General features: G+C 68.5%; 12 protein-coding genes. 5 read left to right on the forward strand and 7 right to left on the reverse strand.

Going from position 1 to position 11659, the window contains the following annotated elements:
* Nucleotides 1–45 precede the first annotated feature (45 nt).
* Both ABL308_09605 and ABL308_09610 read right to left on the reverse strand, forming a co-directional pair.
* Nucleotides 46–1380: an MFS transporter gene (locus tag ABL308_09605; protein XBQ15211.1), complete on the reverse strand. Its 1335-nt coding sequence runs from the start codon at nt 1378–1380 to the stop codon at nt 46–48.
* Nucleotides 1381–1467: 87 nt separating this feature from the next.
* Nucleotides 1468–2706 (reverse strand): threonine synthase, encoded by a 1239-nt coding sequence (locus ABL308_09610; GenBank protein XBQ15212.1) that lies wholly within the window; start codon nt 2704–2706, stop codon nt 1468–1470.
* Between the two features lie 159 nt (nt 2707–2865).
* Between ABL308_09610 and ABL308_09615 the strand changes: the two genes are divergently transcribed.
* Both ABL308_09615 and ABL308_09620 read left to right on the forward strand, forming a co-directional pair.
* Nucleotides 2866–4011 carry a beta-ketoacyl-ACP synthase III gene (locus ABL308_09615; GenBank protein ID XBQ15213.1) on the forward strand — a complete coding sequence of 382 codons (1146 nt, stop codon included), beginning with the start codon at nt 2866–2868 and terminating at the stop codon, nt 4009–4011.
* Between the two features lies 1 nt (nt 4012).
* Nucleotides 4013–5083 carry a hypothetical protein gene (locus ABL308_09620; GenBank protein XBQ15214.1) on the forward strand — a complete coding sequence of 357 codons (1071 nt, stop codon included), beginning with the start codon at nt 4013–4015 and terminating at the stop codon, nt 5081–5083.
* 15 nt (nt 5084–5098) lie between these two features.
* Here ABL308_09620 and ABL308_09625 read toward each other — a convergent pair whose 3' ends face one another.
* Nucleotides 5099–6313 carry an ammonium transporter gene (locus tag ABL308_09625; protein XBQ15215.1) on the reverse strand — a complete coding sequence of 405 codons (1215 nt, stop codon included), beginning with the start codon at nt 6311–6313 and terminating at the stop codon, nt 5099–5101.
* A 319-nt stretch (nt 6314–6632) separates the two neighbouring features.
* On the opposite strand from ABL308_09625, the gene radC reads away from it, so the two are divergent.
* The gene (radC, locus tag ABL308_09630) at nt 6633–7322 is read left to right on the forward strand and encodes a DNA repair protein RadC (GenBank protein ID XBQ15216.1); all 690 of its coding nucleotides are present in this window, start codon (nt 6633–6635) and stop codon (nt 7320–7322) included.
* Nucleotide 7323: 1 nt separating this feature from the next.
* On the opposite strand, the gene ABL308_09635 is transcribed toward radC, so the two are convergent.
* The 3 genes from ABL308_09635 to ABL308_09645 are packed head-to-tail and all read right to left on the reverse strand — an operon-like array spanning nt 7324 to nt 9057.
* Nucleotides 7324–7614: a hypothetical protein gene (locus ABL308_09635; GenBank protein ID XBQ15217.1), complete on the reverse strand. Its 291-nt coding sequence runs from the start codon at nt 7612–7614 to the stop codon at nt 7324–7326.
* Nucleotides 7614–8192, reverse strand: a complete 579-nt coding sequence (locus tag ABL308_09640) for a DNA-3-methyladenine glycosylase I (GenBank protein ID XBQ15218.1) — start codon at nt 8190–8192, stop codon at nt 7614–7616. The genes ABL308_09635 and ABL308_09640 overlap by 1 nt, the downstream gene beginning before the upstream one ends.
* A 46-nt stretch (nt 8193–8238) precedes the next feature.
* A complete protein-coding gene (locus tag ABL308_09645) occupies nt 8239–9057 on the reverse strand; it encodes a folate-binding protein (GenBank protein XBQ15219.1) in 819 nt (272 codons plus the stop codon).
* A gap of 87 nt (nt 9058–9144) precedes the next feature.
* Here ABL308_09645 and ABL308_09650 point away from each other — a divergent pair, with 87 nt between their 5' ends.
* On the forward strand, nt 9145–10095 hold the full coding sequence (locus ABL308_09650; protein XBQ15220.1) for a glycosyltransferase family 9 protein: 951 nt from the start codon (nt 9145–9147) through the stop codon (nt 10093–10095).
* 48 nt (nt 10096–10143) lie between these two features.
* The gene (locus tag ABL308_09655) at nt 10144–11184 is read left to right on the forward strand and encodes a GNAT family protein (GenBank protein ID XBQ15221.1); all 1041 of its coding nucleotides are present in this window, start codon (nt 10144–10146) and stop codon (nt 11182–11184) included.
* Here the strand turns inward: ABL308_09655 and ABL308_09660 are convergent.
* Nucleotides 11181–11621: a BLUF domain-containing protein gene (locus tag ABL308_09660; protein ID XBQ15222.1), complete on the reverse strand. Its 441-nt coding sequence runs from the start codon at nt 11619–11621 to the stop codon at nt 11181–11183. The two genes, ABL308_09655 and ABL308_09660, sit on opposite strands and share 4 nt — an antisense overlap.
* Between the last annotated feature and the right edge of the window lie 38 nt (nt 11622–11659).

Here is an 11659-nt window from a genome sequence, read left to right on the forward strand (position 1 = left end):
CCCGGCTGGAAGTCCGGCGCAAGAAGAAACGCGCCGCCCGATGAGTCAAGCCGAAGACGCCCCCGCACGGCTGCGCGCCAGATCGCGCGGCAGGGTGACGGCGGCGGCCAGGAACAGCAGGGCGGCGAGCACGTAGACGATCATGCCGCACAGAAGCGCGATCCTCAGCGCCTCGCCTTCGCCCAGTGAGGGTCGCAGCCAGTCCGAAATCGCGCCGATCAGCAGCGGGCCGAGGCCGAAGCCGATCAGGTTGTTGAAGAACCCGATGATGGCGGCGACCGAGGCGCGGATTTCAGGGCGCGACAGGGTCTGCGCGGCGGCCAGGCCCGGCCCGATCCAGGCGTAGCTGAGAATGGTGGGCACGACGAGCAAAGCGAGCGAGGCCCGGCCGTCAGCCACGCTCAGCGCCGCGATATGGAACGGCGCGGCGATCAGAAGCGCCAGCGCCGGCACGAAGGCGTAGGCCGAGGGGCGCTTTTGCCCCAGCCGATCGGCGATCGCGCCGCCGCCCACCGCCCCGATCAGCCCCAGAGCGAAGATCGGCGCGAGAAACACGCCCACCGTCTCGAGCGACAGCCCTTGCGAGCGGATCAGGAAGGAGGGCGCCCACTGGTAAAGCCCGTAGCCGGCGAAGCTGGTCGCCGCCGCCGCGGCGGTGAGCAGAAGCAGCGTCGGCGTGCCGAACACCGCACGTACCGCATCCAGCGGGCGCAGCGGTGCAGCGGTCTGCGCCTCTGGATCCTGCCGGCCGCGCTCGGGCTCCTTGACCAGCACCGCAAGCACGATCGCGAGCAGCACGCCGGGCAGGCCGAGCAGCACGAACGCCCAGCGCCAGCCCAGCGTGTCGGCGATGAGCGCACCGAGAGCCGTCCCCGCCATCAGCCCCAGAGGCGCGCCGATCGTGAAGATCCCGATGGCTAGGCCGCGCCGCGCGGGCGGGAAATAATCGCTGATCACCGAATAGGAGGGCGACACGCCGCCCGCCTCGCCCGACGCCACGCCGATACGCGCCAGCGCCATCGTGAGAAAGTTGGTCGCCGCACCGGACAGCGCCGTGAACACGCTCCACACCGCGCAGGAGATCGCGATCAGCCGGATCCGGTTCGTCCTGTCGGCCAGCCAGGCCAGCGGCAGGCCCAGCGTGGCGTAGAACACCGCGAACATCGTCCCGCCCAGAAGCGCGAGCTGGCTATCAGACAGGTTCAGATCGGCGCGGATTTCTTCCTGCAGGACCGCGAAAAGCTGGCGGTCCATGAAGTTTACGAGATAGACGACGAGCAGCGCGCTCAGTGCGATCCACGCCGGACGCCCCGGCCGGTCGGCCGCCAGCACCGTTTCCGCCTCGCCTGATCCCGGCGCATCTTCGATCCGAGCGCTCATGCGCGTGTTCTCCCGCCTCCGGCCGGCGTGCTAACCGCCCGAGGCCTGCAGGCAAACCTTCGCCTGCACACTCGATGCAGTACGAGCCTAGAGAGATTCCCGGTTCACCGCTCCGGTCCGGTCGATATGTTTTGATCGATCGGCCAGCGGGTATTTAAGCCCCGTCCCGCAGTTGAACAGCATGATCTCCGCGTCGCGTTCGACAAGGCCGGACGAGACCGCATTTCGCGCCGCGGCCAGCGTCGCCGCGCCTTCGGGGCAGAGCAGCAGCCCGTCCGCCCGGCCGCACAGATCGCGCGCGGCCTCGATCTCCGCGTCGGCGACAGACAGCGCCGCGCCGCCGCTTTCGCGCACCGCGCGCAGGATCAGGAAGTCGCCGATCGCCTTGGGCACGCGAATGCCCGCGGCGACGGTGCTCGCGTCCAGCCATTCGGGCGCATGCTCTTCGCCCGCCTCGTAAGCCTTGACGATGGGCGCGCAGCCTTCGGCCTGCACGGCGAACATTTTCGGGCGTTCAGAGCCGATCCAGCCGATCTTCTCCATCTCGTCGAACGCCTTCCACATGCCGATCAGGCCCGTGCCGCCGCCGGTGGGGTAGAAGACCGCCTCGGGCAGGCGCCAGCCCAGCTGGAAGGCCAGCTCGATCCCCATCGTCTTCTTGCCCTCGATCCGGTAGGGCTCCTTGAGGGTGGAGACGTCGAACCAGCCCATCTCCTCCTTCAGCGAGGCGGCCAGCGCGCCGCACTGATGGATCAGCCCGTTCACCCTGTAGACATGGCCGCCATGGGCGGCGATCTCGCGCACGTTCACCTCCGGGGTGTCCTCGGGGCAGAACGACCAGGTCTCGATCCCCGCCCGCGATCCGTAGGCGCTGAGCGCCGCGCCGGCGTTGCCGTTCGTCGGCATCGCCATGCGCGTGATCCCGTACGCGCGCGCCATGGACACCGCCAGCGCAAGGCCGCGCGCCTTGAAGCTGCCGGTGGGCAGCCGGCCCTCGTCCTTCACCCAGAGCCGGCCGGTCGCGCCGATTTCGGCAGCCGTCGCGCGGGTCTCGATCAGCGGCGTGTCGACTTCGCCGAGGCTCGTCACATGCGCATTGTCGGCCACGGGCAGAAGCTCGCGCCATTTCCAGAAGCCGGGGAAACGCACGCCGTCGCGCGCAGCGATCGCGTCGCGGTCAGCCGTCTTCGCCACGGCGTCCAGATCATACCGCGCCAGCAGCGGCCAGCCGTCCGGCGACAGGTTCTGCGCCCGGTCCTTGGCGACCTTCACGCCGGTCATCGAGCATTGAAGATGGGTGAAGTGATTGGACGGCGCGTCGGTCATGGAAGCTTCCGGTCGGTTTGCGGTTCGGTGCGTCCCGGTTCTGGCCCGGCGGGCGCCGCCGGGCAAGGCGCAAACCGGGCCGCGCCAAGCGGTTGGCGCGCGCGTACGCGGCGGCTAAGTTGCCCCGGCAAACAGATTCCATCGTGTCCGGAGCATCCCATGACCGCCGCCGTCATCCGCTCGACCGGCCTTTTCACGCCGGCGGAGTCCATCTCGAACGACGAGCTGGTCGAGAGCTTCAACGCCTATGTGGCCAAATACAACGCCGAGAACGCCGCCGCCATCGAGGCCGGAGAGCTGCAGCCGCTCTCGCCCAGCTCGGTGGAGTTCATCGAGAAGGCCTCGGGCATCAAGTCGCGCTTCGTGATCGACAAGGCCGGGGTGCTGGACACCGACCGCATGGTCCCGTTCATCCCCGAGCGCTCCAACGAGGAGCTCTCCATCCTGGCCGAGATCGGCGTGAAGGCCTGCCAGGACGCGCTTGAGCGCGCCGGCAAGACGGCTGCGGACGTGGACGGGGTGATCGTCGCATGTTCGAACCTGCAGCGCGGCTATCCCGCCATCGCGGTGGAGATCCAGGACGCGCTGGGGATCGAGGACGGGTTCGGCTTCGACATGAACGTCGCCTGTTCGTCCGCCACCTTCGGGCTTCAGGCCGCCGCCGACCAGATCGCCTGCGGCCATGCGCGCGCCATTCTGGTGGTGAACCCGGAGATCTGCTCGGCGCACCTGAACTGGCGCGACCGCGACAGCCATTTCATCTTCGGCGACGTGGCGACCGCGATCCTGCTCGAGCGCGAGGATCTGGGCGAAGGCGGCTGGAAGATCCTGGGCACGAAGCTCAAGACCAAGTTTTCGAACAATATCCGCAACAATTTCGGCTTCCTCAATCGCACCGAAAAGGCGACCGGGGACAATAAGCCGATCCAGAACGGCGCGCCGAAGGACGACAAGCTGTTCGTTCAGGAGGGCCGGAAGGTCTTCAAGGAAGTCGTGCCGATGGTCTCGGAGATGATCCGCGATCATATGGGCGAGCTGGGTCTGGCCCCTGAGGAAATGCGCCGGATCTGGCTGCACCAGGCGAACATCAACATGAACCTGATGATCGCCAAGAAGGTGTTCGGCCGCGACGCCGGCGGCGAGGACGCGCCGACGATCCTGGACGAATACGCCAACACCAGCTCGGCGGGCTCGATCATCGCCTTCCACAAGCACTCCGACGATCTATCTTCGGGCGATCGGGGCGTGATCTGCTCCTTCGGCGCAGGCTATTCGGCCGGCACCGTCTTCGTGGAGAAGCTGTAGCGTGACGCTCCCGGCCGATACGGTCCTGTTTTCCCGCATCCTGGCGAAAGCCTACGAGTATCTCGACTTCCCCAGCGTGGTCGGGCACGAGACCCCGTTCCTGAACCATCTGGCGCGTGATTTCGAGGCCATCGGGGCGAAGGTCGACCGGCCGCGCAATCTGTGCGTCGTCACGCTGGGCGAGGGGCCGGTCTTCCTGGCCCATATCGACCGGCACGGCGCAGTCGCGGCGGAAGACGGCGCGCTCGTCTACGCCGCCCACGCGGTGCAGAACGACAAGTACGGCGCGTCCACAGCTGCGACGGCTGAATTCGCCGCACGGATCTCCAGCCGGTATTCCGGCGAGGAGATGTTCGCCTATGACCGCCGCAACGGCGGACGCATCGCCTATGGCGACGTCAGCGGCGTGTCGCTCGACGATCGCGGGCGGATCGTTCTGAAGATCAAGGACATGCCGCCGCTCGACGCGGGCACGCCGGTCGCCTTCGCGCGCACGATCGACCGGTCACAGCCCGGCTATGTCACCGGCCAGCTGGACAATCCGATCAGCGCGGCGACCTTGCGGGTCTGCGCGGAATTCGGCCTGAAAGGCACGATCGTGTTCACCGCCGAGGAGGAGATCGGCCGCTCAGCCGGGCATTTCCTGGGCTGGGCGCAGTCGGGCGCGCTCAAGCCGCGCCGCGATCTCGTCGTGCTCGACACCACCCCGTTCGACGACGGCGCTGCGGCGCTGGCCGGCGCGGTGATCCTCAGACGCCGCGACGCCACCGCCAGCTTCGACGCCGATCAGGTCGGCCGGCTTGAAAAGGCCGCCTCGACGGCGGCTGCGCCGATCATCTTCAAGGACAGCTTCATCGAGCGCGAGAACGACGTGCGCGCCCGCCGCGGCCAGCCGCCCAAATCGATGGGCCTGACCGAGCTGGGCCGCATCGCGAAGGATTCCAGCGGCGGCTATACTGGCGCGACGCTGCAGATCCCGACCTTCAATTACCACTCGAACAACGAAAGCACGACGCCGCGCGCGTTGACCGCGTTCGCCCGAACCCTGCTGAAAGCGGGCGGGGCGGGGTAGGCGAGAGCGCGCCCCTCACGCGCTCTCGCCGTGCAGCGCCACGTCGAGCCCGGTGACCTCGTCCTCGGGATCGACCCGCAGCGCCATGACCCGTTCCATCAGCCACAGGATCACGAAGGTCGCGATCGCGCACCAGGCGGCTGCGGCCAGCGCGCCCCAGGTCTGGGTCCAGATCAGCATGACGTTGCCTTCGACCGCGCCGCCGGTGCCGCCCACCGCGGAGCTGGCGAACACGCCGGTCAGGATCGCCCCGGCGAGCCCGCCGATGCCGTGCAGGCCGAACGCGTCGAGGCTGTCGTCATACTTGCCGATCTTCTTGACCAGCGTGACGCCGTAATAGGCCGCCGCAGAGACCAGCGCGCCGATCACGAAGGCGGCGTAGGGCTCCACGAAGCCTGCCGCCGGGGTGATGCCGACAAGACCGGCCACCGCGCCAGAGGCGGCGCCCAGCACGCTGGGCTTGCCGCGGGTGAACCATTCCAGAAGCGCCCAGACCAGCGCCGCGGTCGCCGCCGCGATCTGGGTGACGAGGGCCGCGTGCGCGGCCAGCGCATTGGCGCCCAGCGCCGAGCCGCCGTTGAAGCCGAACCAGCCCACCCACAGAAGGCCCGCGCCGATCACGGTGAGCACGAGATTGTGCGGCGGCTGGCCCTCCTTGGGATAGCCGCGCCGCGGGCCGAGCTTGAGCGCCAGGATCAGCCCGGCCACGCCTGAATTGATGTGCACCACCGCGCCGCCGGCGAAATCGAGCACGCCCGCGTCGTAAAGAAAGCCCTCGCCCCAGACCCAGTGCGCGATCGGGGCGTACACGATCACAAGCCAGATCGGCGCGAAGATCATCCACGCCTTGAAGCTCATCCGCTCCGCCCCGGCCCCGGCGATGATCGCCACGGTGATGATCGCGAAGGTGAGCTGGAAGAGGATGAAGACGCTTTCAGGCAGGCCCGCGCCGATGCTCTCCACGGTCAGCCCGCTTAAGAACAACCGGTCGAACCCGCCGAACACGTCCGATCCGCCCCCGCCGAAGGCGAAGGAATACCCCGCGACCGCCCAGGCGATGGTGACCACGGCCGCAGCCGCCATGGCCTGCATCAGCGTGGAGAGCACGTTCGTGCGCCGCACCATGCCGCCATAGAACAGCGCCAGGCCCGGCAGGGTCATCATCAGCACCAGCGCGCACGCGGTCAGGATCCAGGCGACGTCGCCGGCGGCGTATTCAGGGGCGTCCATGAGCGCTCTCCATCGGTTTTCGCGCCTGAGAGCTTAGGCGGGGCGGGGCGGCTGTCAGCGCGCCGGTCGATTTTTGCATCGCAGCATCCGTGCGGCGCCCGCGAGCGAGGCGCCCGTGCACGGGTTTGGTGCATGGGGATATTCACGGGACGTCTGAAAGGTCTTGCGCTCTACGATCCTCACCCCACCCCCGCCCTTTGGGCGGACCCTCCCCATCAAGGGGAGGGAGGGGCGCTCGCAGGCGGGTCAACCCGCTTTTCGGCTGACAAGGGAAACGCAGCCGCTTATGTCTTGTCGGAAGCGAAATTCGCGGATCGCCATGCCCGACGCTGAGACCAGACCGCATTATCACGGCCATCGCGACCGGTTGCGCGCGCGTTTCGCGGACGCCGGCGGCGAGGCGCTGGCCGATTACGAGCTGTTGGAGCTCGCGCTGTTCCGCTCCATCCCGCGCCGGGACGTCAAGCCGCTGGCGAAAGCGCTGATCGCGCGGTTCGGCGATCTGGGACGGGTCTGTGCGGCCGATCTCGACCAGCTGACCGCGGTGCCGGGCGTGTCGGAGAAGACCGCGCTCGACCTGAAACTCATCCAGGCGCTGTCGATCCGCATCGCGCGCGAGCAGGTGACCGGGCGCACGGTGATCTCCTCCTGGACGGCGCTTCTGGATTACCTGCGCGCAGCCATGCAGCACGCCTCCACCGAGGAATTCCGGGTGCTGTTTCTGGACAAGAAGAACCGGCTGGTGAAGGACGAGTTTCAGGCCCGGGGCACGGTCGATCACGCGCCGGTTTACCCCCGCGAGATCGTCAAGAAGGCGATCTCCCTGGACGCCAGCGCGCTCATCCTGGTGCACAACCACCCAAGCGGCGATCCCACGCCCAGCCAGGCCGATATCGAGATGACCAAACGCCTGGTCGAGGCGGCCAGGCCCTTCGACATCGTCGTGCACGACCATATCGTGGTCGGCCGCGAACGGGTGGCCAGCTTCAAGTCTCTGGGGCTGCTTTAGCCTAGTGATGATCGTCGAACGGGTCGTTCCGGCGGCGCTCGCGGCGTTGCTGCCGATCATTGCTTTCGCCGTCGATCACCTCGTGGAGGCTCCTGACGGGCAGGCGCTCGACGCCGTCGCCGTCGATGCAGCGCCAGTCCATGACGCCGGACGGGCCATGCCGGCCGCCGGTGTCACACGTCACGTCAGTCAGCGCGTCGGCGGGCGGCGGGTTCGGCGCCCAGCTCTCGCAGGCGGCGAGCAGAACAGGCAGGGCGACAAGCGCTGATATCCGTCTTGCGGGGCGTTTCATCAGGCGGCCTCCAGAGCCTTCACTTCGTCATGCCGGCAACAGCCCACGAGATGGTCGTTGACCATGCCGGTCGCCTGCATGAAGGCGTAGACGATCACCGGCCCGCAGAACTTGAACCCCAGCCGCTTGAGCTCCTTGCTCATCGCGACCGAGCGGTCGTCCTGTGCGGGCAGTTCGGCCATGGACCGGATCGAATTCTGCACCGGACGGCCGTCGACGAAATCCCACAGCCGGGTCGAGAGATTGCGATCGCTCGCTTCGAGGTCGCACCAGATCTGCGCGCGCTTGATCGCCGCTTCGATCTTCGCGCGGCTTCTGACGATGCCGGCGTCACCGAGCAGGCGGGCGATGTCCGCCTCGCCGTAGCGGGCGATCTTTTCCGGATCGAAGCCGTCGAAGGCGGCGCGGAAATTCTCGCGCTTTCTGAGGATGGTGATCCAGCTCAGACCGGCCTGAAACCCGTCCAGCACCAGCTTTTCATAAAGCGCGCGGGAGTCGTATTCGGGCACGCCCCATTCGGTGTCGTGATAGGCCACGTAAAGCGGGTCGGTCCCGCACCAGGGGCAGCGCTCGGTCATGGTTCTAGCGTAAGCGAGCCGGTGTGCGCCGTCACGCGGCTTCGCGTTACAAAGCGGTGAGGTCGTCTTTAAGAACTGCGGGCGCCTCGCCGGCGGTCAGCGCCTCGCCGGCGTCGAGTGCGGATTGCAGCCTATCGGCACGCACCAGCGCCAGGGCGAGGCCGCCGCCGGCCGACGTGATCGACCCGACCTCGGTCTCGCCCGCTTTCACCGCTGCGCCCGGCGCCGCGCCGGTCTCAATCCGGACGGTGCGTTTGCGCACGCCGCCCTTGCGGTGCATACGGCTGGCGACTTCCTGGCCGACGAAGCAGCCCTTCTTGTAGTCGATCCCGCTGAGCAGGTCGTGATTGACGTCGGTGGAGAACACCTCCGCCGCGCCGTAATCGGCGCCGAACTCCGGCGCGCGCGCCGCGATGCGGGCGATGTCGTAGGCCGCATCGTCGGCAGGCCCGCCGGCGGGAACGACGGCGCGCAGCCCGATCGCGGCGTCGCGCGGGTCGGTCGCGACGACGAGCGCGACCGTGCGCAGCTCGTCCTCGCCTTCGCCCTTCGCTGCGGCCATCGACAGGTCCTCGCGCAAGGTCAGCTCCGCCTTTGCGCGCAGACGGTAGAGGGTGAAGCGCTTGGTGAGGGCGTCAGCCTCGCTCGCAGGCAGGTCGATGAACAGTCCGCCCTCGCCGTCGTCCAGCAGGAACAGATCGGCGAGCACCTTGCCCTGCGGGGTGAGCAGGGCGGAGAACATCGCCCGGCCGGGCGCGACGCCCTCGGGCCCGCGCGTGATCACGCGCTGCAGGAAGGTTTTCGCGTCGGCGCCGGTCACGTGCAGCACGGCGCGGCGGGGCAGGGCGGTGAGATATCCGGTCATCGCCTCTACTTGGCGCCGGGCGGGCCGGGCGATCAAGAGGCTGGCGATGCTGGCGCGCGGGGCGCGAAGCGGGTAAGCCGCGAGGCCATGGAACGCATCCTGTTCATCACCGCCACCCGCATCGGCGACGCCGTCCTGTTTTCAGGGCCGCTGGCTCATCTGGCCGAGACCCGGCCCGAAGCGGAGATCACGGTCGCTTGCGGGCCGCTGGCCGCGCCGCTGTTCCGCGCCGCGCCGGGTGTCGACCGCGTGATCGTGATGACCAAGCAGAAGCAGGGCGGGCACTGGCTCGATCTGTGGCGCGAGGCGGTGACGGCGCGCTGGGATCTGGTGGTCGATCTGCGCGGCTCGGTGACGAGCTGGTTTCTGCTGGCCAAAGACCGCCGTGTGAACCGCAAGACCCCGGGCCGGGAGAATCGGCACCGGGTGCGCGAAGCCGGCGCGGTGCTCGGCCTCGATCCCCCGCCCGCGCCGCAGGTCTGGACCGATGCGGCTGCGGAAAAGACCGCAGATGCGCGCCTGCCATCCGGCCGTCCGGTGCTCGCGCTGGCGCCCGCCGCGTCCGCGCCGTTCAAGGAATGGGCGCCCGAGCGGTTCTGCGAGCTCGCGAACCGGCTGACGGCAGAGGGCGGGGCGCTCGAGGGCGCGGCGGTTGCGATCTTCGGCGGGCCGGGCGATCACGAGACCGCCGGCACGGTCGCCGCAGGGATCGAGGGCGAGGTGATCGACCTCACCGGCCAGCTCGATCTCGTGGAGGCGGCGGCGTGTCTGAAGCGCGCGCGGCTGTTCGTCGGAAACGACAGCGGGCTGATGCATATCGCGGCCGCCTCGGGCGCGCCGACCCTGGGCCTGTTCGGTCCGACCGATGAGGCGCTTTACGGGCCGTGGGGGCCGAACGCGCGGTCCATCCGTGCGGGTGAAGCTGCCGATGAGGCCGAGCGGGCGCGGCTGATGGCGCGCGCCGACAGCATGATGGGCGCGCTCGAGGTCGGGCCGGTGCTCGACGCCGCTGAAGCGCTGATCGCGGAAACGGCCTGAAAGAAAGCGTGACGGGCGAAGCGGGCCGCAGCGGAGTAAGACGCGGTCATGAAGCTCGAACCCCGCCTCCTTGAAAACCCTTTCGTCCGCCTCGAACCGCTGGAGGCGCGCCACCGGACGCCCCTGCGCCCGCTGGCCGACGATCCCTCGCTCTGGGTGCAGACGAGTCTGAACGCCTCAGGCCCCGGCTTCGACGCCTGGTTCGACGCGATGGCGGCGGCGAACGCCAAAGGCGCGCAGATCTCCTTCGCGGTCTTCGACAAGCGCGGTGAGGCGTACGCCGGTCATACGAGCTATCTTTCGATCGCGCCGGAGCATCAGCGGGTGGAGATCGGCTGGACCTGGTACGGCGCTCGGTTTCACCGCACTGCGGTAAATCCCGCCTGCAAGCGGCTTTTGATGGCGAACGCGTTCGCCAGCGGCGCGATGCGGGTCGAGCTCAAGACCGGCGCGCAAAACCGCCGCTCTCAGGGGGCGATGGAGAAGATGGGCGCGACGCGCGAAGGCGTGCTCAGAAGCCATGCGGCGACCTGGGACGGCGCGCGGCGCGACACGGTCTACTACTCCGTGCTGGCCGGCGAATGGCCCGGCGTCCGCGATCGGCTCGACGCAAGGCTGGCCGCGCTTTCAGGCTACTCGATCGCAGAGGACGACCCCGCGGCGCCTGATGTGGTCGCGCTTCTGACCACCCATCTCGCTTTCACAAAGGAAGCTTCCCCGCCCGGCGCCTGCTTCGCGCTCGACGTGGACGGGCTCAAACAGCCCGGCGTCACCTTCTGGACGGCCCGGCGCGCAGGCGTGCTCGCGGGCTGTATCGCGCTGAAGGCGCTGGATGAGGGGCGCGGAGAGATCAAGTCCATGCATGTCGCCGCCGCCGAGCGCGGCCGCGGCGCGGCGCAGGCGCTGGTCTCGACCGCGATCGAAGCGGCGCGCGCCCGCGGCTGGACCTGGCTGGGCCTCGAGACCGGCCGGTCTTACGGATTCGCCGCTTCTCGCGCACTCTATGCGAGTGCGGGTTTCGAGCCCTGCCCAGCCTTCCCGCCCTACGAAGACGGCGGATTCAGCTATTGCATGAGCCGGCCGGTCTAGGCGCGCAGCCGTTCTTCGGCGCTGGGCTGGCTGAGCTCGAGATGAGCCTGGTAGGCGCTGATCTGCTTGAGCACCACGTCGCTGCTCGACGCTGCGAGCGTGTCGTAATCTGCAAGCGGCGAGGCGGCCTGGCTGGCGGTCGAGGGCAGCGCCATCGACCAGGCGGGAAACACGCGGGCCGCAGCACGCTTGAAGGCTAGGATTTTAAAGTCGCTGTGCCTTCTATCGGCAGCCAGCCGCGTCGACAGCGCCTGCAGCGCGGCGTGCGGCCCTTCCAGAAGCTGAACGAAGGCCGAGCGGTTCATCGCGAGGAGTCCGGTGATCGCACGGCGGCGGTTGTTGACCGCGCATTGCGACATCAGCCGTCCGATCTCGTCTTGATCGGTCACGTCGATACGCGGGCGGCTCACATAAAGCAGTCTTGAGAGATCAGACATGATCGCCTCTCGATAAATGAATGAAGGGCGCGCGCCGC

Source organism: Oceanicaulis sp., assembly GCA_040112665.1.
Lineage (GTDB): Bacteria > Pseudomonadota > Alphaproteobacteria > Caulobacterales > Maricaulaceae > Oceanicaulis.

What these genes read in the sequence shown, in the direction of transcription:
- ABL308_09615 (XBQ15213.1), top strand. Translation starts at nt 2,866, where the DNA reads ATGACCGCCGCCGTCATCCGCTCGACCGGCCTTTTCACGCCGGCGGAG.
- ABL308_09610 (XBQ15212.1), bottom strand. Translation starts at nt 2,706, where the DNA reads ATGACCGACGCGCCGTCCAATCACTTCACCCATCTTCAATGCTCGATG.
- ABL308_09660 (XBQ15222.1), bottom strand. Translation starts at nt 11,621, where the DNA reads ATGTCTGATCTCTCAAGACTGCTTTATGTGAGCCGCCCGCGTATCGAC.
- ABL308_09645 (XBQ15219.1), bottom strand. Translation starts at nt 9,057, where the DNA reads ATGACCGGATATCTCACCGCCCTGCCCCGCCGCGCCGTGCTGCACGTG.
- radC (XBQ15216.1), top strand. Translation starts at nt 6,633, where the DNA reads ATGCCCGACGCTGAGACCAGACCGCATTATCACGGCCATCGCGACCGG.
- ABL308_09635 (XBQ15217.1), bottom strand. Translation starts at nt 7,614, where the DNA reads ATGAAACGCCCCGCAAGACGGATATCAGCGCTTGTCGCCCTGCCTGTT.
- ABL308_09650 (XBQ15220.1), top strand. Translation starts at nt 9,145, where the DNA reads ATGGAACGCATCCTGTTCATCACCGCCACCCGCATCGGCGACGCCGTC.
- ABL308_09655 (XBQ15221.1), top strand. Translation starts at nt 10,144, where the DNA reads ATGAAGCTCGAACCCCGCCTCCTTGAAAACCCTTTCGTCCGCCTCGAA.
- ABL308_09605 (XBQ15211.1), bottom strand. Translation starts at nt 1,380, where the DNA reads ATGAGCGCTCGGATCGAAGATGCGCCGGGATCAGGCGAGGCGGAAACG.
- ABL308_09625 (XBQ15215.1), bottom strand. Translation starts at nt 6,313, where the DNA reads ATGGACGCCCCTGAATACGCCGCCGGCGACGTCGCCTGGATCCTGACC.
- ABL308_09640 (XBQ15218.1), bottom strand. Translation starts at nt 8,192, where the DNA reads ATGACCGAGCGCTGCCCCTGGTGCGGGACCGACCCGCTTTACGTGGCC.